The organism is Amycolatopsis sp. NPDC031561 (genome assembly GCF_055580625.1).
The window spans coordinates 674,741-691,966 of sequence record NZ_JBVILA010000002.1 but is presented as its reverse complement, the minus strand read 5'-3'; the positions used below and the strand labels follow the sequence as shown (position 1 = coordinate 691,966).

28 protein-coding genes are annotated in these 17,226 nt (G+C 65.7%); 3 read left to right on the top strand and 25 right to left on the bottom strand.

Annotation, left to right across the window (positions count from 1 at the left end; all coding sequences use genetic code 11):
- Positions 1 to 91 precede the first annotated feature (91 nt).
- The 25 genes from rplO to rpsL all read right to left on the bottom strand — a co-directional run bounded on the left by rplO (position 92) and on the right by rpsL (position 14,473).
- Entirely contained in the window at positions 92 to 538 is a 447-nt protein-coding gene (gene rplO / locus ACZ5IK_RS09000; RefSeq protein ID WP_101612174.1) for a 50S ribosomal protein L15, read from the bottom strand.
- Positions 535 to 720 (bottom strand): 50S ribosomal protein L30, encoded by a 186-nt coding sequence (rpmD, locus tag ACZ5IK_RS08995; protein WP_076163011.1) that lies wholly within the window; start codon positions 718 to 720, stop codon positions 535 to 537. Before rpmD ends, rplO begins: the two co-directional genes overlap by 4 nt.
- Before the next feature lies 1 nt (position 721).
- Entirely contained in the window at positions 722 to 1,369 is a 648-nt protein-coding gene (rpsE, locus tag ACZ5IK_RS08990; RefSeq protein WP_076163010.1) for a 30S ribosomal protein S5, read from the bottom strand.
- 31 nt (positions 1,370 to 1,400) lie between these two features.
- The gene (gene rplR, locus ACZ5IK_RS08985) at positions 1,401 to 1,799 is read right to left on the bottom strand and encodes a 50S ribosomal protein L18 (RefSeq protein WP_076163415.1); all 399 of its coding nucleotides are present in this window, start codon (positions 1,797 to 1,799) and stop codon (positions 1,401 to 1,403) included.
- 2 nt (positions 1,800 to 1,801) lie between these two features.
- Positions 1,802 to 2,341 carry a 50S ribosomal protein L6 gene (gene rplF / locus ACZ5IK_RS08980; RefSeq protein ID WP_465487217.1) on the bottom strand — a complete coding sequence of 180 codons (540 nt, stop codon included), beginning with the start codon at positions 2,339 to 2,341 and terminating at the stop codon, positions 1,802 to 1,804.
- Positions 2,342 to 2,357: 16 nt separating this feature from the next.
- Entirely contained in the window at positions 2,358 to 2,756 is a 399-nt protein-coding gene (gene rpsH / locus ACZ5IK_RS08975; protein ID WP_101612172.1) for a 30S ribosomal protein S8, read from the bottom strand.
- Positions 2,757 to 2,851: 95 nt separating this feature from the next.
- Positions 2,852 to 3,037, bottom strand: coding sequence for a type Z 30S ribosomal protein S14 (locus tag ACZ5IK_RS08970; protein WP_005166789.1), 186 nt, complete (start codon positions 3,035 to 3,037; stop codon positions 2,852 to 2,854).
- Positions 3,038 to 3,041: 4 nt separating this feature from the next.
- Positions 3,042 to 3,605 (bottom strand): 50S ribosomal protein L5, encoded by a 564-nt coding sequence (gene rplE, locus ACZ5IK_RS08965; protein WP_101612171.1) that lies wholly within the window; start codon positions 3,603 to 3,605, stop codon positions 3,042 to 3,044.
- Positions 3,606 to 3,607: 2 nt separating this feature from the next.
- Complete coding sequence (rplX, locus tag ACZ5IK_RS08960; protein ID WP_076163007.1) at positions 3,608 to 3,922, bottom strand: 50S ribosomal protein L24; 315 nt, start codon at positions 3,920 to 3,922, stop codon at positions 3,608 to 3,610.
- Positions 3,923 to 3,925: 3 nt separating this feature from the next.
- A complete protein-coding gene (gene rplN / locus ACZ5IK_RS08955; protein WP_005166785.1) occupies positions 3,926 to 4,294 on the bottom strand; it encodes a 50S ribosomal protein L14 in 369 nt (122 codons plus the stop codon).
- Positions 4,295 to 4,387: 93 nt separating this feature from the next.
- The gene (gene rpsQ / locus ACZ5IK_RS08950; RefSeq protein WP_101612170.1) at positions 4,388 to 4,666 is read right to left on the bottom strand and encodes a 30S ribosomal protein S17; all 279 of its coding nucleotides are present in this window, start codon (positions 4,664 to 4,666) and stop codon (positions 4,388 to 4,390) included.
- On the bottom strand, positions 4,663 to 4,911 hold the full coding sequence (gene rpmC, locus ACZ5IK_RS08945) for a 50S ribosomal protein L29 (protein ID WP_076163005.1): 249 nt from the start codon (positions 4,909 to 4,911) through the stop codon (positions 4,663 to 4,665). The genes rpsQ and rpmC overlap by 4 nt, the downstream gene beginning before the upstream one ends.
- Entirely contained in the window at positions 4,911 to 5,330 is a 420-nt protein-coding gene (gene rplP / locus ACZ5IK_RS08940) for a 50S ribosomal protein L16 (protein ID WP_004558864.1), read from the bottom strand. The genes rpmC and rplP overlap by 1 nt, the downstream gene beginning before the upstream one ends.
- 3 nt (positions 5,331 to 5,333) lie before the next feature.
- Positions 5,334 to 6,185, bottom strand: a complete 852-nt coding sequence (gene rpsC, locus ACZ5IK_RS08935; protein ID WP_101612169.1) for a 30S ribosomal protein S3 — start codon at positions 6,183 to 6,185, stop codon at positions 5,334 to 5,336.
- Positions 6,185 to 6,601 (bottom strand): 50S ribosomal protein L22, encoded by a 417-nt coding sequence (rplV, locus tag ACZ5IK_RS08930; protein ID WP_005166780.1) that lies wholly within the window; start codon positions 6,599 to 6,601, stop codon positions 6,185 to 6,187. Before rplV ends, rpsC begins: the two co-directional genes overlap by 1 nt.
- A gap of 29 nt (positions 6,602 to 6,630) precedes the next feature.
- Positions 6,631 to 6,912 carry a 30S ribosomal protein S19 gene (gene rpsS / locus ACZ5IK_RS08925; protein ID WP_026468892.1) on the bottom strand — a complete coding sequence of 94 codons (282 nt, stop codon included), beginning with the start codon at positions 6,910 to 6,912 and terminating at the stop codon, positions 6,631 to 6,633.
- Positions 6,913 to 6,930: 18 nt separating this feature from the next.
- Positions 6,931 to 7,764, bottom strand: a complete 834-nt coding sequence (gene rplB / locus ACZ5IK_RS08920; RefSeq protein WP_101612168.1) for a 50S ribosomal protein L2 — start codon at positions 7,762 to 7,764, stop codon at positions 6,931 to 6,933.
- A gap of 16 nt (positions 7,765 to 7,780) precedes the next feature.
- Complete coding sequence (gene rplW, locus ACZ5IK_RS08915) at positions 7,781 to 8,092, bottom strand: 50S ribosomal protein L23 (protein ID WP_101612167.1); 312 nt, start codon at positions 8,090 to 8,092, stop codon at positions 7,781 to 7,783.
- Complete coding sequence (gene rplD, locus ACZ5IK_RS08910; protein ID WP_465487216.1) at positions 8,089 to 8,775, bottom strand: 50S ribosomal protein L4; 687 nt, start codon at positions 8,773 to 8,775, stop codon at positions 8,089 to 8,091. Before rplD ends, rplW begins: the two co-directional genes overlap by 4 nt.
- A 2-nt stretch (positions 8,776 to 8,777) precedes the next feature.
- Entirely contained in the window at positions 8,778 to 9,428 is a 651-nt protein-coding gene (gene rplC / locus ACZ5IK_RS08905; protein WP_276366386.1) for a 50S ribosomal protein L3, read from the bottom strand.
- A 31-nt stretch (positions 9,429 to 9,459) separates the two neighbouring features.
- Entirely contained in the window at positions 9,460 to 9,765 is a 306-nt protein-coding gene (gene rpsJ, locus ACZ5IK_RS08900) for a 30S ribosomal protein S10 (protein ID WP_003102098.1), read from the bottom strand.
- Between the two features lie 379 nt (positions 9,766 to 10,144).
- On the bottom strand, positions 10,145 to 11,338 hold the full coding sequence (gene tuf, locus ACZ5IK_RS08895) for an elongation factor Tu (RefSeq protein ID WP_101612165.1): 1,194 nt from the start codon (positions 11,336 to 11,338) through the stop codon (positions 10,145 to 10,147).
- Positions 11,339 to 11,465: 127 nt separating this feature from the next.
- Positions 11,466 to 13,565, bottom strand: coding sequence for an elongation factor G (gene fusA, locus ACZ5IK_RS08890; protein WP_101612164.1), 2,100 nt, complete (start codon positions 13,563 to 13,565; stop codon positions 11,466 to 11,468).
- Positions 13,566 to 13,628: 63 nt separating this feature from the next.
- A complete protein-coding gene (gene rpsG, locus ACZ5IK_RS08885; protein WP_005166770.1) occupies positions 13,629 to 14,099 on the bottom strand; it encodes a 30S ribosomal protein S7 in 471 nt (156 codons plus the stop codon).
- Positions 14,099 to 14,473, bottom strand: a complete 375-nt coding sequence (gene rpsL, locus ACZ5IK_RS08880; RefSeq protein ID WP_003102113.1) for a 30S ribosomal protein S12 — start codon at positions 14,471 to 14,473, stop codon at positions 14,099 to 14,101. The genes rpsG and rpsL overlap by 1 nt, the downstream gene beginning before the upstream one ends.
- 649 nt (positions 14,474 to 15,122) lie before the next feature.
- Here rpsL and ACZ5IK_RS08875 point away from each other — a divergent pair.
- Genes ACZ5IK_RS08875 through ACZ5IK_RS08865 form a run of 3 tightly spaced genes read left to right on the top strand, consistent with a single transcriptional unit; the run spans position 15,123 to position 17,222 of the window.
- Positions 15,123 to 15,707, top strand: coding sequence for a YbaB/EbfC family nucleoid-associated protein (locus ACZ5IK_RS08875; RefSeq protein WP_465487215.1), 585 nt, complete (start codon positions 15,123 to 15,125; stop codon positions 15,705 to 15,707).
- Positions 15,707 to 16,045: a hypothetical protein gene (locus ACZ5IK_RS08870; RefSeq protein WP_465487214.1), complete on the top strand. Its 339-nt coding sequence runs from the start codon at positions 15,707 to 15,709 to the stop codon at positions 16,043 to 16,045. The genes ACZ5IK_RS08875 and ACZ5IK_RS08870 overlap by 1 nt, the downstream gene beginning before the upstream one ends.
- 13 nt (positions 16,046 to 16,058) lie before the next feature.
- Positions 16,059 to 17,222 (top strand): hypothetical protein, encoded by a 1,164-nt coding sequence (locus ACZ5IK_RS08865; protein WP_465487213.1) that lies wholly within the window; start codon positions 16,059 to 16,061, stop codon positions 17,220 to 17,222.
- Positions 17,223 to 17,226: the final 4 nt, after the last annotated feature.

The following is a 17,226-nucleotide window of genomic DNA, read 5'->3' as shown; positions in this document are numbered from 1 at the left end:
GCGGAGCGAAGGCGTGTGACCGAGCGAGCGCAAGCGAAAGGCCCGCCGGGCGGAGCCGGGCGGGCCTTTCGGTGAAGCGAGCGAAGAAAGCTCAGAGCGTGGTGGCGGAGCCACCGGCGGCGGAGAGCTTCTCCTTGGCGGAGCCGGAGAAAGCATCGGCGGTGACGTCCAGCTTGACGCCGTTCACGTCACCGTTGCCGAGCACCTTCACGAGCTTGTTCTTGCGAACAAGACCCTTCGCGACGAGCTCCTCATTGCCGACCTTGCCACCGTCCGGGAAAACGCGGGCGATGTCGCCCAGGTTCACCGGCTGGTACTCGGTGCGGAAGCGGTTCTTGAAGCCGCGAAGCTTCGGGAGCCGCATGTGGATGGGCATCTGCCCACCCTCGAAACCGGCGGGCACGTTCTTCCGGGCCTTGGTGCCCTTGGTACCGCGACCGGCGGTCTTGCCCTTCGAGCCCTCACCACGGCCGACGCGCATCTTCTCGCGCTTCGCGCCCGGAGCCGGACGAAGGTGGTGGATCTTGATGGCAGTCATGCCTTGACCTCCTCGACCTCCACCAGGTGGCGGACCGTGTGGATGAGGCCGCGAACCTGGGGGGTGTCTTCACGCACGACACTCTGCCGGATCTTGCGCAGCCCGAGGGTGCGCAGCGATTCACGGTGGTTGTGCTTCGTGCCGATCTTGCTCTTGACCTGGGTCACCTTGAGCTGAGTCATGTCAGACCCCCTGGCCCGCACGCTGACGCAGCATCCGAGCGGGAGCGACGTCCTCGAGCGGGAGACCGCGGCGGGCCGCGACCTCTTCGGGACGCTGCAGACCCTTCAGGGCCGCCACGGTCGCGTGCACGATGTTGATCGCGTTGTCGGAGCCGAGAGACTTCGACAGCACGTCGTGGACACCCGCGCACTCCAGCACCGCGCGGACCGGACCACCGGCGATGACACCGGTACCGGCGGAAGCCGGACGCAGCAGCACGACACCGGCGGCTTCCTCACCCTGGATGGGGTGGGGAATGGTGCCACCGACGCGGGGAACGCGGAAGAAGTTCTTCTTCGCTTCCTCGACGCCCTTGGCGATGGCCGCGGGAACTTCCTTGGCCTTGCCGTAGCCGACGCCGACCTGACCGTCGCCGTCACCGACGACCACCAGGGCGGTGAAGCTGAAGCGACGACCACCCTTGACGACCTTGGCGACGCGGTTGATCGTCACGACCTTCTCGAGGTGCGGGGTCTTGTCCTGGCCGGCCCCGCCACGACCGCTGTCGCGACGATCCCGGCCGCCACCGCGGCGTTCATTGCGGTCGTTGCCGCCCTGCCCGCCGGGTCCGCCCTGGCCGCCGCCGAATTGCCGTGTACGTCCCGGCATCAGGCTTTCCTTCCATTCACGAGCATCTGCATCAGAATTCCAACCCCGCTTCACGCGCGGCGTCGGCGAGCGCGGCGATGCGGCCGTGGTAGGCGTTGCCACCACGGTCGAACACCACGGTCGAGACACCGGCGTTCTTGGCGCGGGCGGCGACGAGTTCCCCGACCTTGGCGGCCTTGGCCTTCTTGTCGCCGTCCAGGGCACGGACGTCCGCCTCGAGGGTGGACGCCGACGCCAGGGTCTTGCCGGCGAGGTCGTCGATCAGCTGCACGGCGATGTGCCGCGACGAACGCTTGACGACCAGGCGCGGACGCTGGTCCGTGCCGTTGATCTTCTTGCGAAGGCGGAAGTGCCGACGGGCCTTCGCGACGCGGCGGCGGGTCGAAATGTCCTTGCCGACCGGCTTGCGCTTCGTAGTCGTGTCGCTCATGATCACTTACCCGTCTTTCCGACCTTGCGGCGGATTTTCTCACCCTCGTAGCGCAGGCCCTTGCCCTTGTACGGGTCCGGGCGGCGCAGCTTGCGGATGACCGCGGAGATCTGGCCGACCTTCTGCTTGTCGATGCCCGAGACCGAGAACCGGGTGGGGGTCTCGACCTTGAAGGTGATGCCTTCCGGGGCTTCGATCTTCACCGGGTGGCTGTAGCCGAGGGCGAACTCGAGGTCCGAACCCTTGGCCTGCACGCGGTAACCGACACCGTGGATCTCAAGCTTCTTCTCGTAGCCCGCGGTCACACCGACGACGAGGTTGTTGACCAGCGTCCGGGTGAGACCGTGCAGGGCACGGCTGGTGCGCTCCTCGTCGGGACGCTTCACCTGCAGCGTGCCGTCTTCGGCGCGCTCCACGGTGATCGGCTCGGCGATGGTGTGTTCAAGGGTGCCCTTGGGCCCCTTGACCTTGATCTGCTGACCTTCGATGGTCACCTCGACCCCGGAGGGGACGGCGACCGGCAGCTTTCCGATGCGTGACATGTCTGTGCCCCCTTCCTTACCAGACGTAGGCGAGGACTTCGCCGCCCACGCTGTTGCGCTTGGCCTGACGGTCGGTCTGGAGCCCGGAGGACGTCGAGATGATCGCGACGCCGAGGCCACCGAGAACGTTCGGCAGTTCGGTCGATTTTGCGTAGACCCGCAGGCCGGGCTTGGACACGCGGCGGAGGCCGGCGATGCTGCGCTCACGGTTGGGGCCGTACTTCAGCTCCACGATGAGGTTCTTGTGCTTCTCGCCCGGCTCGTCGCGGTAGCTCGCGATGTAGCCCTCGCGCTTGAGGATCTCGGCGATGTTCGCCTTGATCTTCGAGTGGGGAAGCACGACCTCGTCGTGGTAGGCCGAGTTCGCGTTACGCAGACGGGTCAAGAAGTCTGCGATGGGGTCGGTCATCGTCATGGTGACCTGTCAACCTTTCTCGTCTGGTTCCCCGAAGCCCTGCCCGGATGAGCAGAGCGTGCGGGGCCTGTGGCGAAGTGGGAGTTAAAAGACTCTTACCAGCTGGACTTGCGGACGCCGGGCAGCTCGCCCGCGTGTGCCATCTCGCGAAGGCAGATCCGGCAGAGCCCGAACTTGCGGAACACCGAGTGCGGGCGACCGCACCGCTGGCAGCGCGTGTAACCGCGCACCTTGAACTTCGGCGTCTTCGCGGCCTTGTGGACCAGTGCTTTCTTGGCCATCGACTCAGTTCTCCTTGAACGGGAAGCCGAGCTTGCGAAGCAGCGCGCGACCCTCGTCGTCGGTGTTGGCGGTGGTGACGACAGTGACGTCCATACCGCGCGGGCGGTCGATGGCGTCCGGATCGATCTCGTGGAACATCGACTGCTCGTTGAGACCGAACGTGTAGTTGCCGTTGCCGTCGAACTGCTTCGGCGAAAGCCCGCGGAAGTCACGGATACGCGGCAGCGCGATGGTCAGCAGCCGGTCGAGGAACTCCCACATCCGGTCGTTGCGCAGCGTGACGCGCGCACCGATCGGCTGGCCCTCACGCAGCTTGAACTGCGCGATGGACTTGCGGGCCTTGCGAACCTCGGGCTTCTGCCCGGTGATCGCGGCCAGGTCCTTGATGGCGCCTTCGATCAGCTTGCTGTCACGGGCGGCGTCACCGACACCCATGTTCACGACGACCTTGACGACGCCCGGGATCTGGTGGACGTTCTCGAAGGAGAACTCCTCCTGGAGCTGTCCCTTGATCTCCTCGCGGTACCGCACCTTGAGGCGCGGGGCGATCTTCTCTGCGGTGGTCATGATCAGATGTCCTTACCGTTACGGCGCGAGACCCGGACCTTCTTGCCGTCCTCGCCGATGCGGTAGCCCACCCGGGTCGGCTTGCCGTCGGAGTCGACGACCATCACGTTCGACACGTGGATGGGCGCCTCCTGGGTGACGATGCCACCGGACTGCGCGCCACGCTGGGTCTGGGAGATCCGGGTGTGCTTCTTGATCCGGTTCACGCCCTCGACCAGCACACGCTCGCGCTCGGGGTAGGCCTGAATGACCTTGCCCTTGGCGCCCTTGTCCTTGCCGGCGACGACGACGACCGTGTCGCCCTTCTTCACCTTCATGCTCTACAACACCTCCGGCGCGAGCGAAATGATCTTCATGAACTTTCGGTCGCGCAGCTCGCGGCCCACCGGGCCGAAGATGCGGGTGCCACGGGGCTCATTGTCGTTCTTGATGAGCACAGCAGCGTTCTCGTCGAAGCGGATGTAAGAACCGTCCGGACGACGGCGCTCCTTGCGCGTGCGAACGATGACCGCCTTGACGACGTCACCCTTCTTCACGCCGGCAGCCGGCATGGCGTCCTTCACGGTGGCGACGATGATGTCGCCGATACCCGCGTAGCGCCGCCCCGAACCGCCGAGAACGCGGATGCAAAGGATTTCCTTCGCGCCCGTGTTGTCGGCAACCCGAAGCCGCGACTCCTGCTGGATCACGTCAACTCCTGTATGTCGCGCTGGTTCTCGCGTCCATCTTTCGATGTTTCAGCGCGAGCCTTGCGGAACTAAGGGACTCAAAAAGAGCCCTACTTACTTGGCCTTCTCCACGATCTGCACCAGACGCCAGCGCTTGGTCGCCGACAGCGGGCGGGTCTCCATCAAGGTGACCTTGTCGCCCGTGCCCGCCTCGTTGTTCTCGTCGTGCACCTTGACCTTCTTGGTGCTGCGGAGAACCTTGGCGTAACGGCGGTGCTTCTTGCGGTCCTCGAGCTCGACCACGATCGTCTTGTTCATCTTGTCCGAGACGACATAGCCCTCACGGACCTTGCGGTCGTTGCGGCCGGCCGCCTCGGTGGGCTGCTCGCTCATGCGGCACCTTCACTCTCGGCGTCAGGGGAAACGGACAGGCCGAGTTCACGCTCGCGCATGACCGTGTAGATCCGCGCGATGTCCGTACGGACGGTACGCAGACGGCGGTTGTTGTCGAGCTGTCCGGTCGCCATCTGGAAGCGGAGGTTGAAAAGCTCCTCCTTGTATTCCTTCAGACGCAGGACAAGCTCTTCCGCGGTGAGCTCACGAAGCTCCGACGTCTGGGCGATACCAGCCTTCGCCATCAGAACTCACCACCTTCACGGGTAACGATGCGGCACTTCATGGGCAGCTTGTGGATCGCGCGACGGAGCGCCTCACGGGCGGTCTCCTCGTTCGGGAACGAGATCTCGAACATGACGCGGCCCGGCTTCACGTTGGCGATCCACCACTCGGGCGAACCCTTACCGGAACCCATGCGGGTTTCCGCCGGCTTCTTGGTCAGCGGGCGGTCCGGGTAGATGGTCGTCCACACCTTGCCGCCACGCTTGATGTGACGCGTCATGGCGATACGAGCGGACTCGATCTGCCTGTTGGTCACGTAGCTGTGCTCAAGCGCCTGGATGCCGTACTCGCCGAAGCTGACCTTCGTACCGCCCTTGGCGGCACCGTGGCGCTTCGGGGAGTGCTGCTTCCGGTGCTTGACCCTGCGCGGGATGAGCACGTGTCAGCCCTCCGTCTTTTCTGCAGTCTCAGCAGCCGGGGCCTCGGTGGCCGCGGGGGCGGTGTCGTCGCTCTTGGCGGCGGCAGCGGCCCGACCGGCTTCGGTCGAGGTCGGCGTCGTACCCGACGCACCGGAACGGCGCGGGCGGGTCGGGCGGTCACCACGGTCACGGCGCGGGGCACGCTCGGCGGCCGCGGCGGCGTCGCGCGCCTCACGAGCCTTGAGTCCACCCACGAGCTCGCCCTTGTAGATCCACACCTTCACGCCGATGCGACCGAACGTCGTCTTGGCCTCGAAGAAGCCGTAGTCGATGTCGGCACGCAGCGTGTGCAGCGGGACGCGGCCATCGCGGTAGTGCTCGGAGCGGGACATCTCGGCACCGCCGAGACGACCGCCGCACTGCACGCGGATGCCCTTGACCTGCGGCGAACGCATGGAGGTCTGGATCGCCTTGCGCATCGCGCGGCGGAACGCCACACGGTTGCTCAGCTGCTCCGCGACACCCTGAGCGACGAGCTGGGCGTCGGCCTCGGGGTTCTTGACCTCGAGGATGTTCAGCTGGACCTGCTTGGCGGTCAGCTTCTCCAGCGCGCCGCGGATCCGGTCGGCTTCCGCACCACGACGGCCGATGACGATGCCCGGCCGTGCGGTGTGGATGTCGACGCGGACACGGTCACGGGTGCGCTCGATCTCGACCTTGGAGATCCCGGCGCGCTCCATGCCCGTGGACAGCAGCTTCCGGATCTTGACGTCCTCGGCCACGTACTCCGCGTACTGCTTGTCGGCGTACCAACGCGACTTCCAGTCCGTGGTGATACCCAGGCGGAAGCCGTGCGGGTTGATCTTCTGGCCCACTACCGGCCACCTGCCTTCTTCTTGCCCTGTGCCTTCTTGGCCTCGGCCTTGGGACGCGACTCCACCTCGACGGTGATGTGGCTGGTCCGCTTGCGGATCCGGTACGCGCGGCCCTGGGCCCGCGGACGGATGCGCTTGAGGGTCGGGCCCTCGTCGGCGTAGGCGTTCTTGACCCAGAGGGTGTCCGGGTCGAGATCGAGGTTGTTTTCGGCGTTGGCCACGGCGCTGGCGAGCACCTTCGCGACCGGCTCGCTTGCCGCCTGCGGGGCGAACTGGAGCACGGCCAAGGCGTCGGCGGCGCTACGTCCCTTGATCAGCTCGATCACCCGGCGCACCTTGGTAGGTGAGTCCCGGACGAAGCGAGCCCGCGCGTAAGCCGTCGGCAATGCCTCGGCCACGTCGTTCTGGGCGTTCATCGCTAGCTTCCTTGTTCTCTCGTGCCCGCTCAGCGGCGGCGCGACTTGCGGTCGTCCTTGATGTGGCCCTTGAAGGTCCGAGTCGGGGCGAATTCGCCCAACTTGTGACCCACCATCGCCTCGGTGACGAACACCGGGACGTGCTTGCGACCGTCGTGCACCGCGATCGTGTGACCCAGGAAGTCCGGGATGATCGTGGAGCGTCGCGACCAGGTCTTGATGACGGTCTTCTTGCCCGACTCGTTGAGAACGTCCACCTTCTTGAGCAGGTGGTCGTCCACGAAGGGGCCCTTTTTGAGGCTACGTGGCATGTTCTTCTACCTCCCTGCTCAGCGCTTCTTGCCGGTACGCCGGCGGCGGACGATCATGGCGTCGGAGGCCTTGCGGCGGCGGGTGCGGCCTTCGGGCTTTCCGTTCGGGTTCACCGGGTGGCGACCACCGGAGGTCTTACCCTCACCACCACCGTGCGGGTGGTCGACCGGGTTCATGACGACACCACGGACGGTGGGGCGCTTGCCGCGCCAGCGGTTACGACCCGCCTTGCCCCAGTTGATGTTGGAGTGGTCGGAGTTACCGACCTCGCCGATGGTGGCGCGGTTGCGCACGTCGACGTTCCGGATCTCGCCCGACGGGAGACGAAGCTGGGCGTAAGGCCCGTCCTTCGCCACCAGCTGCACCTTGGCACCGGCGGACCGCGCCATCTTCGCGCCGCCACCGGGGCGGAGCTCGATCGCGTGGATCACGGTGCCGACCGGGATGTTGCGCAGCGGCAGGTTGTTACCCGGCTTGATGTCGGCGCGGGGGCCGTTCTCAACCGTGTCACCCTGCTTGAGCTTCTCCGGGGCGATGATGTAGCGCTTCTCGCCGTCGGCGTAGTGCAGGAGCGCGATACGAGCGGACCGGTTGGGGTCGTACTCGATGTGCGCGACCTTGGCGGGAACGCCGTCCTTGTCGTTCCGGCGGAAGTCGATCAGCCGGTACGCGCGCTTGTGGCCACCGCCCTTGTGACGGGTGGTGATCTTGCCGCTGGAGTTACGGCCGCCGGTCTTGCTCAGCGGACGCAGCAGCGACTTCTCCGGGGTGGACCGAGTGATCTCGGCGAAGTCGGAGACGCTGGAACCGCGACGACCCGGGGTCGTCGGCTTGTACTTGCGGATGCCCATGTGTCAGCTCAGTCCTTTACGCGGTGGGTCCGCCGAAGATCTCGATCGGCTTGCTCTCAGCCGAAAGAGTCACGATGGCGCGCTTGGTGTCCTTGCGCTTGCCGAAGCCGGCGCGAGTCCGCTTACGCTTGCCCTGGCGGTTGAGGGTGTTGACACTGACCACCTTGACGCCGAACACCTTCTCGACCGCGATCTTGATCTGGGTCTTGTTGGCGTCCGGGCGAACCACGAACGTGTACTTGTGGTCTTCAAGCAGCCCGTAGGACTTCTCGGAGATCACCGGCGCGAGCAAGATGTCGCGGGGATCGGGGATGGCGATCGCACTCACTGCTCGTCACTCCCTTCAACCTCGCTCGACCGTGCCGAAGCCTTCGCGCCCTTGCCCCTGACGGGACCGGCGACGAAAACGTCGTAAGCGGCCTTGGTGAACACCACGTCGTCGTTGACCAACACGTCGTAGGTGTTGAGCTGGTCGGGCGTGATGATGTGGACCTCGGCCAGGTTGCGCAGCGAGTTCCAGCTCAGCTCGTCGTCGCGGTGCAGGACCACGAGAACGCGCTTGGCCTGGGTCACCGCGGCGATGACGGCCTTGGCGGACTTGGTGGACGGCCGCTCGCCGGTCACCAGTTCGGTGACGACGTGCAGCTGTCCGGCACGGGCCCGGTCGGAGAGGGCGCCACGGAGAGCGGCGGCCTTCATCTTCTTCGGGGTCCGCTGGGTGTAGTCACGCGGCGTGGGGCCGTGGACGACGCCACCACCGGTGAACTGCGGTGCACGGGTCGAACCCTGGCGGGCGCGGCCGGTGCCCTTCTGACGGTACGGCTTCTTGCCACCACCGCGGACTTCACCACGGGTCTTGGTGTCATGCGTGCCCTGGCGCGCGGCGGCCAGCTGGCCCACCACGACCTGGTGCATGAGGGGCACGTTGGCCTGCACGTCGAAGATCTCCGAGGGGAGGTCGACCGTGCCGTCGGCTTTACCGGCCGGGGTCTTCAGCTCGACGCTGCTCATCTTCAGTTACCACCCTTCGCGGCGCTGCGAACGAACAGCAGGCCGCCCTTGGGACCGGGCACGGCGCCCTTGATCAGCAGCAGGCCGTCTTCGGCACGCACCGCGTGCACGGTCAGGTTCTGCGTGGTGACCCGGTCGTTGCCCATCCGGCCCGCCATGCGCAGGCCCTTGAAGACACGGCCCGGGGTGGCACAGCCACCGATCGAGCCGGGCTTGCGGTGCACGGCCTGGGCACCGTGGCTGGCGCCCTGGCCCTTGAAGCCGTGACGCTTCATGACACCGGCGTAGCCCTTGCCCTTGCTGGTACCGGTCACGTCGACCTCGATACCGGCCTCGAACACCTCAGCGGTGATCTCCTGGCCGACCTCGTAGGTATCGGCGTCGGTGGTACGCAGCTCCGCAAGGAAACGACGCGGGGTCACGCTCGCCTTGTCGAAGTGGCCGGTGCGCGGCTTGTTCACCCGGCGCGGATCGACCGCGCCGAAAGCCAGCTGCACGGCCTTGTAGCCGTCGGTTTCCTGGGTCCGAACCTGGGTGACCACGTTCGGACCGGCCTGGACGACGGTCACCGGGACGACCCGGTTGTTCTCGTCGAAGACCTGGGTCATGCCGAGCTTGGTGCCCAGGATGCCCTTCATTTGCCTGTCAGACATGAGTCTCTTACTCTCCGCCGCTCGCCAGCCGCTACTGGATGTTGACGTCGACGCTCGCCGGCAGGTCGATGCGCATGAGCGCGTCGACCGTCTTCGGCGTCGGGTCGAGGATGTCGATCAGACGCTTGTGCGTGCGCATCTCGAAGTGCTCGCGCGAGTCCTTGTACTTGTGCGGCGAGCGGATGACGCAGTAAACGTTCTTCTCGGTGGGCAGCGGCACCGGCCCGACAACACGGGCGCCGGTGCGCGTGACCGTCTCGACGATCTTGCGCGCCGAGGTGTCGATCGCCTCGTGGTCGTAGGCCTTGAGCCGGATGCGGATCTTCTGTCCCGCCATGGTGGCTGCGTTCCTTGTCGTCTCGTGCCGCTTTGTCTCTTCAAACCTCGGTCGTGCCTGAGGTTTTCCCAGTTCAACGGCCCTGTCTCCGGTCCACGCGGTCGGGCGTGTCGTGCCCGACGCACAGACGGATCCCGTGGGATCTTCGTCTTCCTGGTCTTCCTCATGTGAGGAGGCAGTGATCCGGCCGTGCCGTCTCAACCGCCACGCCCGCTGGCCTCACCCGAAGGAAGAGCTCCACGGACCATGGCTGCTCATACCAGGGCGGCCGGAACCCCGAAGGATTCGGCCGCCCCAGGACGAGCAACCTGAATAGTGTCGCACACGTGATTTGACGCCCCTTACCCGGGGGTGTAAGCCCCCGGGCGGGGCGTCTAAATCACTTGGTGATCTTGGTGACCTGGCCGGCGCCGACGGTCCGTCCACCCTCACGGATGGCGAAACGCAGGCCCTCGTCCATGGCGATCGGCTGGATCAGCACGACGCTGATGTCCGTGTTGTCGCCCGGCATGACCATCTCGGTGCCCTCCTTGAGGGTCACCACGCCGGTCACGTCCGTCGTGCGGAAGTAGAACTGCGGGCGGTAGTTGTTGAAGAACGGGGTGTGACGGCCACCCTCGTCCTTCGACAGGATGTAGACCGAGCCCTCGAACTCCGTGTGCGGGGTGGTGGTGCCCGGCTTCACGACGACCTGGCCGCGCTCGACGTCCTCGCGCTTGATGCCGCGGACCAGCAGACCGACGTTGTCGCCGGCCTCACCCTGGTCGAGCAGCTTGCGGAACATCTCGACACCGGTGACGGTGGTCTTGGTCGACTTTTCCTTGATGCCGACGATCTCGACCTCTTCGTTCACGTTGACGCGGCCACGCTCGATACGGCCGGTCACGACCGTGCCACGGCCGGTGATCGTGAAGACGTCTTCGATCGGCATCAGGAACGGCTTGTCGAGCTCACGCACCGGGTCCGGCACGTTCTCGTCGACGGCCGCCATGAGCTCGAGAACACTCTCGCCCCACTTGGCGTCGCCCTCGAGGGCCTTCAGGCCGGAGACCTTGACGACCGGAGCGTCGTCACCCGGGAAGTCCTGGGAGGACAGCAGCTCGCGGACCTCGAGCTCGACGAGCTCCAGGATCTCTTCGTCGTCGACCATGTCGGCCTTGTTCAGCGCGACCACGATGTAGGGCACGCCGACCTGCTTCGCGAGCAGCACGTGCTCACGGGTCTGCGGCATCGGGCCGTCGGTCGCCGCGACCACGAGGATCGCGCCGTCCATCTGCGCCGCACCGGTGATCATGTTCTTGATGTAGTCCGCGTGACCGGGGGCGTCCACGTGGGCGTAGTGACGCTTCTCGGTCTGGTACTCGACGTGCGAGATGTTGATCGTGATGCCGCGCTGCTTCTCTTCCGGCGCGTTGTCGATCTGGTCGAACGCCGACGCCGTGTTCAGCTCGGGGTACTTGTCGTGCAGAACCTTGGTGATCGCCGCGGTCAGAGTGGTCTTACCGTGGTCGACGTGACCGATGGTCCCGATGTTGACGTGCGGCTTGGTCCGCTCGAATTTCGCCTTCGCCACTGGAATGTCCTCCTGGACTGTTTTGCTTACTCACCGGCCGACGTGGCTGTCGTCGGACGGAGATTCGTTTCTCGGTGGGTGGTGCGGACGTTCAGGAGTTTTCCTTATGCCCGCGAGCGAGAGGGAACTACTCCCCTGTCGCCTTCGCGATGATTTCCTTCGCGACGTTCGCGGGAACCTCGGCGTAGGAGTCGAACACCATGGAGTAGTTGGCCCGCCCCTGGGTACGCGACCGCAGGTCACCGACGTAACCGAACATCTCCGACAGCGGGACCAGTGCCTTGACGACACGGGTACCGGCGCGCTCCTCCATGGCCTGGATCTGGCCACGGCGGGAGTTGAGGTCACCGATCACATCGCCCATGTAGTCCTCGGGCGTGGTGACCTCGACGGCCATCAACGGCTCGAGGATGACCGGGTTGGCCTTCCTCGCGGCTTCCTTCATCGCGATGGAACCGGCGATCTTGAAGGCCATTTCCGAAGAGTCGACCTCGTGGTACGCGCCGTCCAACAAGGTGAACTTCAACCCGACGAGCGGGTAGCCGGCCAGCACGCCGTACTGCATGGCGTCCTGCGCGCCCGCGTCGACCGACGGGATGTACTCCCGCGGCACGCGGCCACCGGTGACCTTGTTGGAGAACTCGTAGAGGGCACCGTCGGTGGACTCGAGCGGCTCGAGCTTGACGATGACCTTCGCGAACTGACCGGAACCACCGGTCTGCTTCTTGTGCACGTAGTCGAGCTTCTCGACCGTCTTGCGCACCGTCTCACGGTAGGCGACCTGCGGCTTACCGATGTTCGCCTCGACCTTGTAGTCGGACTTCATCCGGTTCACCAGCACCTCGAGGTGCAGCTCGCCCATACCCGCGATGATCGTCTGGCCGGTGTCCTCGTCCAGGTTGACCTGGAACGTCGGGTCCTCTTCGGCCAGCTTCTGGATCGCCAGGGAGAGCTTCTCCTGGTCGGCCTTCGTCTTCGGCTCGATCGCGACGCGGATAACCGGCGCCGGGAACGTCATCGACTCGAGGACGACCGGGTTCTGCGGGTCGGCGAGGGTGTCACCGGTGGTGGTGTCCTTCAGGCCGATGACCGCGTAGATGTGGCCGGCCTGAGCCTCTTCGACCGGGTTCTCCTTGTTGGAGTGCATCTGGAAGAGCTTCCCGATGCGCTCCTTGCGCTCCTTGGTCGCGTTGATCAGCTGCGCGCCGGAGGAGACCTTGCCCGAGTACACCCGGATGTAGGTCAGCTTGCCGAAGAACGGGTGCGCGGCGATCTTGAACGCCAGAGCGGCGAAGGGTTCGTCGACGGACGGCTTCCGCAGCACCGGGGTCTCACCGTCGGGCAGCGTGCCCTCGACGGCGGGGACGTCCAGCGGCGACGGCAGGTAGTCGATGACCGCGTCGAGCATGGGCTGAACGCCCTTGTTCTTGAAGGCGGAACCGGTGAGCACCGGGTACGCCTCGCGGTTCACGGTGAGCTTGCGGATACCGGCCTTCAGCTCGGCCTCCGTCAGCTCCTCGCCCTCGAGGAACTTCTCCATCAGGGAGTCTTCGGTCTCGGCGATGGCCTCGACCAGCTTCTCCCGGTACTCGGCCGCCTTGTCGGCGAGCTCGGCCGGGATCTCCTCGACGGCGTAGTCCTCGCCCTTCTGGACCTCGCCGCGCCAGGTCAGCGCCTTCATGCGGACCAGGTCGATGACGCCTTCGAACTCGTTCTCGGCGCCGATCGGCAGCTGGATGACCAGCGGGCGGGCGCCGAGGCGCTCCTCGATGGTGCGGACGGTGAAGTAGAAGTCCGCGCCGAGCTTGTCCATCTTGTTGACGAAGCAGATACGAGGAACCTCGTACTTGTCCGCCTGACGCCAGACCTGCTCGGACTGCGGCTCGACACCTTCCTTGCCGTCGAACACGGCGACGGCACCATCGAGCACGCGGAGCGAACGCTCCACCTCGACGGTGAAGTCGACGTGACCCGGGGTGTCGATGATGTTGATCTGGTGATCGGCCCAGAAGGTGGTGGTGGCAGCCGAGGTGATGGTGATACCCCGCTTCTGCTCCTCCTCCATCCAGTCCATGGTGGCGGCGCCATCGTGGACTTCACCGATCTTGTAGTTGACCCCGGTGTAGAACAGGATCCGCTCGGTGGTGGTGGTCTTACCGGCGTCGATGTGGGCCATGATGCCGATGTTGCGGACCTGGTTCAGGTCGGTCAGCACTTCACGTGCCACGAGAGTGTTCCCCTGTCTCAAAATTGGGGCCCGGCAAGGCTTTGATCGGCAGCCGGGCGGTCATCACCAGCGGTAGTGCGCGAAGGCCTTGTTGGACTCGGCCATCTTGTGCGTGTCCTCGCGCCGCTTCACGCTGGCGCCGAGGCCGTTGCTCGCGTCGAGGAGCTCGTTCTGCAGGCGCTCGATCATGGTCTTCTCGCGGCGGGCCGCGGAGAAGGAGACCAGCCAACGCAGGGCGAGGGTGGTCGAACGGCCCGGCTTGACCTCGATCGGCACCTGGTAGGTGGCACCACCGACGCGGCGGCTCTTCACCTCGATGGTGGGCTTCACGTTGTCGAGGGCGCGCTTCAGCGTGACGACCGGGTCGGTGCCGGTCTTCTCGCGAGCACCTTCGAGGGCGCCGTAGACGATGCGCTCGGCCAGGGACCGCTTGCCGTCCTTCAGCACCTTGTTCACCAGCTGGGTGACCAGCGGGGATGCGTAGACGGGGTCAGAGATCAGCGGCCGCTTCGGGGCCGGACCCTTGCGGGGCATTAGCTCTTCTCCTTCTTCGCGCCGTACCGGCTGCGCGCCTGCTTACGGTTCTTGACACCCTGGGTGTCGAGCGAACCGCGGATGATCTTGTAACGGACACCCGGAAGGTCCTTCACACGACCACCACGCACGAGCACCATCGAGTGCTCCTGCAGGTTGTGGCCCTCACCGGGAATGTAGGCGGTGACCTCGATGCCGCTGGTCAACTTCACACGAGCGACCTTGCGAAGCGCCGAGTTCGGCTTCTTGGGGGTTGTGGTGTACACGCGAGTGCACACGCCACGCCGCTGCGGGCTCCCCTTGAGGGCCGCGGTCTTCTGCTTGGCAGCCTTGTCCTGGCGGCCCTTACGGACCAGCTGCTGGATCGTGGGCAATGGACCAGCTTTCTGTTCGCGATCTTGCTACTACGTGTCTGTCTCCGGCCCCCGCGGTCGGGCGTGTCGGCCCGCGTCACGGTCTTTCGACCGGTAACTTCCCGTAGGGATTTTCCGTCGGATCCCGTGTTGGCGAAGCCTTGGAACCGGATGCCTGAGCATCCCGTTCATGCCGCACGGCACACGGGACGGCCCGACGCCTGCCGGGCACGGTCTCCAAAGATACCCGCCCACTGAGAGGGCGACCAAATCGGGGGGTCGATAACTATATCGTGCCGGGCGTCACGCCGCGGCCACCCTGATGGAACGGCGTTTCGGGTGCTTTCATTCCTCGTCGGGCTTGGCGTGGTCCGCCCTGCCCGGGTGCGGATCCCGGTTGAGGTCGATCAACGGATGCACGGGAGCCCCCTCCGGCGCCGCATGACTCCCCCTCCGAGGTTCCTCGGTGCTTTCCTGCTGCTCGGCGTCCACGACGCCCTCCCCTCGCTGTACTGATACCGCCTTACTCGGCGAACAACGCTACCTATTCCTCCAACGGGTGAGCCGGATGGATCCGGAAAGCACACCATCGCGTCCAAGCGGCGAATGGGTCACGATGACACCGGTCACAGTGATGGCCGGTTGACGCAGCGCAAGCACGGGAGGGTCGATGTCGGCCGAGTTCGAACAGTTGGTCGCGGAATTCGAGAAGTTCCAGTCCAAGATCAAGAAGGCCGAAACGCAGTTCGCGAAGGTCGGCGAGATGCAGGCGGAACTGGCGGAACTGGAGTCGGTCGCGGCGTCACCGGACCGTTCGGTCACCGTCGTCGCGGGACCCGGCGGGTCCGTGAAGGACATCCGCCTGTCCCCGGAAGCCCTTAGGCAGCAACCACAACAGCTCGCCGCGGCCATTCTGTCCACTTTGCACACCGCGGTGGCCGACGCGGCGCGGAAGCAGGCGGGGATCGTCGACGAGCAGTTCGGCGGGACCTTCCATCTGAACGTCGAAGAGCAGGTACTCGAAGCCCAAGCGGAAGCGTTGGGAACCACAGCCGACGATCTGCGGTCTCAGATGTCGGAGGAGCCACCACCGGAGGCCGCCCGCCCCGCCCGCCGCCCTCGGAACGAGGACGACTTCAGCGAGGAGACGGTGCTCCGGCGGTCGGACGAAGCGACTCCCGGCCAGCCGCCGGCGGGCGGGAACTCGGCGGGTGACCAGTTCCTCAAGAACCTGTTCGACGAGGAGGACCACTGATGACCGGACCAGGCGCCGGCGGGCACGCGGTCAAGACGCAGGCCTTGACCGACTACGCGAACAACCTCGGTTACTACAAGGACGAGGCGGGCAAGTTCGGCGGTCTAGTCGACCAGGCCGACGTCACGGACAAGTCGTGGGGCCTGATCGGGCTCGCGGTGAAGCAGACCTACACGGGCAAGCTCTCCGACCTGCGTGAACTGCTCGAACTGATGAAGACCGGGGTCGACGCCTTCTCCGGGAAGCTCAACCAGGCGGCGTCGATCTACAACGGCTTCGAAAACGACGCGACGATCACCCTGGGGAAGTACGAAGCCAAGATCGACGGACCGAAGTGAGCTGGGGGACGGCATGACCGACGAGAAGGCGAGCATCGCCGGCGGCGTCAAGATCACGGGTGACGACAGTTTCGGCAAGAACGCGCTCGACGCGGTGAAGAAGGTGCCGGTCGCGGGCAAGGGCGTCACCACCGTGGCCAACGCCTACGAGAAGTTCAGCACCGCGCAGGGCCCCGGCGACCTCGCGGCCGCGGGCGGGCAGCTGGTGCAGGACGGCGCCGGGTTCATCGCGGGCGCGGGCGCGGACCTCGCGAGTTTCGTGCTCGACCCGGTGGGCTGGCTCGTCAGCAACGGCCTGAACATTCTGATCGAGCTGATCCAGCCGCTGCAGGACGCGCTGCACTTCGTCACCGGGGACGGTCCGGCGCTCAAGACCGCGGCGGGCAACTTCGGCAACATCGCCAAGGGTTTCGTCACACTGGCCGACGACTTCGTCAAGACCGGCGACGAGTCGCTGAAGGACTGGGTGGGCGACGCGGGCGACGCCGCTCGCAACGCGCTCGGCGACTTCGCCGTCGGCATCAAGGGCATCGGCAACAGCGCCGGGACGGTGGCCGAGACGCTGCAGATGTGGTCGATGGTGATGACCGTCATCGAAGAGGTCGTCAAATCGATCATCTCCGAGCTGGTCACCTGGGCGATCTACATCTGGCTGCCCGCGCTGGCCGCGTCCATCGTCAGCCTCGGCTCCTCGGTGGCCGCCGCGATGACCGCGACGATCGCCAAGGCCGCGAGCGCGATGGGCAAGATCACCAAGCACCTCGGGAAGCTCGGCAAGCTGCTCGACAAGTTCATGGGCTTCATGCTCAAGTGGACCGATGACCTGGTCAAACAGGGTTCGAAGCTGACGAAGGCCGGCAAGATCGGGATGACGCCCGGTCAGGAGAAGTCGATCGTCGGCGCGATCGCCAAGGGCTCCAAGACGCAGCTGGGCACGTTCGGCGATGCCGCGGTGGACGTCCTCAAGGGCGTGCCGAACCAGGCGATCAAGCAGGTGGTCGGGGTCAATCCGGCCGACATCTCGAAGGGGTCGGCGTACGCGGGCAAGGCCGGCTTCGACTTCGTGAACAAGACCATCGACAACTCGAGGACCACCATCGCCGGGCAGGAGTACGGCCGCACCGGCGGGCATCACAGCGAAGAGGAGACCCGCGAGAACCTCGACATGGACCAGTAGGGTC

What these genes read in the sequence shown, in the direction of transcription:
- rplR (WP_076163415.1), bottom strand. Translation starts at nt 1,799, where the DNA reads ATGAGCGACACGACTACGAAGCGCAAGCCGGTCGGCAAGGACATTTCG.
- rplV (WP_005166780.1), bottom strand. Translation starts at nt 6,601, where the DNA reads ATGAACGCCCAGAACGACGTGGCCGAGGCATTGCCGACGGCTTACGCG.
- ACZ5IK_RS08870 (WP_465487214.1), top strand. Translation starts at nt 15,707, where the DNA reads ATGACCGGACCAGGCGCCGGCGGGCACGCGGTCAAGACGCAGGCCTTG.
- rplB (WP_101612168.1), bottom strand. Translation starts at nt 7,764, where the DNA reads ATGGGCATCCGCAAGTACAAGCCGACGACCCCGGGTCGTCGCGGTTCC.
- ACZ5IK_RS08970 (WP_005166789.1), bottom strand. Translation starts at nt 3,037, where the DNA reads ATGGCCAAGAAAGCACTGGTCCACAAGGCCGCGAAGACGCCGAAGTTC.
- rpsS (WP_026468892.1), bottom strand. Translation starts at nt 6,912, where the DNA reads ATGCCACGTAGCCTCAAAAAGGGCCCCTTCGTGGACGACCACCTGCTC.
- rplC (WP_276366386.1), bottom strand. Translation starts at nt 9,428, where the DNA reads ATGTCTGACAGGCAAATGAAGGGCATCCTGGGCACCAAGCTCGGCATG.
- rpsQ (WP_101612170.1), bottom strand. Translation starts at nt 4,666, where the DNA reads ATGAGCGAGCAGCCCACCGAGGCGGCCGGCCGCAACGACCGCAAGGTC.
- rplF (WP_465487217.1), bottom strand. Translation starts at nt 2,341, where the DNA reads ATGTCACGCATCGGAAAGCTGCCGGTCGCCGTCCCCTCCGGGGTCGAG.
- ACZ5IK_RS08875 (WP_465487215.1), top strand. Translation starts at nt 15,123, where the DNA reads ATGTCGGCCGAGTTCGAACAGTTGGTCGCGGAATTCGAGAAGTTCCAG.
- rpmC (WP_076163005.1), bottom strand. Translation starts at nt 4,911, where the DNA reads ATGGCGAAGGCTGGTATCGCCCAGACGTCGGAGCTTCGTGAGCTCACC.
- rpsG (WP_005166770.1), bottom strand. Translation starts at nt 14,099, where the DNA reads ATGCCCCGCAAGGGTCCGGCCCCGAAGCGGCCGCTGATCTCTGACCCC.
- rpsE (WP_076163010.1), bottom strand. Translation starts at nt 1,369, where the DNA reads ATGCCGGGACGTACACGGCAATTCGGCGGCGGCCAGGGCGGACCCGGC.
- rplO (WP_101612174.1), bottom strand. Translation starts at nt 538, where the DNA reads ATGACTGCCATCAAGATCCACCACCTTCGTCCGGCTCCGGGCGCGAAG.
- rpsJ (WP_003102098.1), bottom strand. Translation starts at nt 9,765, where the DNA reads ATGGCGGGACAGAAGATCCGCATCCGGCTCAAGGCCTACGACCACGAG.
- rpsH (WP_101612172.1), bottom strand. Translation starts at nt 2,756, where the DNA reads ATGACGATGACCGACCCCATCGCAGACTTCTTGACCCGTCTGCGTAAC.
- rplE (WP_101612171.1), bottom strand. Translation starts at nt 3,605, where the DNA reads ATGACCACCGCAGAGAAGATCGCCCCGCGCCTCAAGGTGCGGTACCGC.
- rplD (WP_465487216.1), bottom strand. Translation starts at nt 8,775, where the DNA reads ATGAGCAGCGTCGAGCTGAAGACCCCGGCCGGTAAAGCCGACGGCACG.
- rpmD (WP_076163011.1), bottom strand. Translation starts at nt 720, where the DNA reads ATGACTCAGCTCAAGGTGACCCAGGTCAAGAGCAAGATCGGCACGAAG.
- ACZ5IK_RS08865 (WP_465487213.1), top strand. Translation starts at nt 16,059, where the DNA reads ATGACCGACGAGAAGGCGAGCATCGCCGGCGGCGTCAAGATCACGGGT.
- rplX (WP_076163007.1), bottom strand. Translation starts at nt 3,922, where the DNA reads ATGAAGGTGAAGAAGGGCGACACGGTCGTCGTCGTCGCCGGCAAGGAC.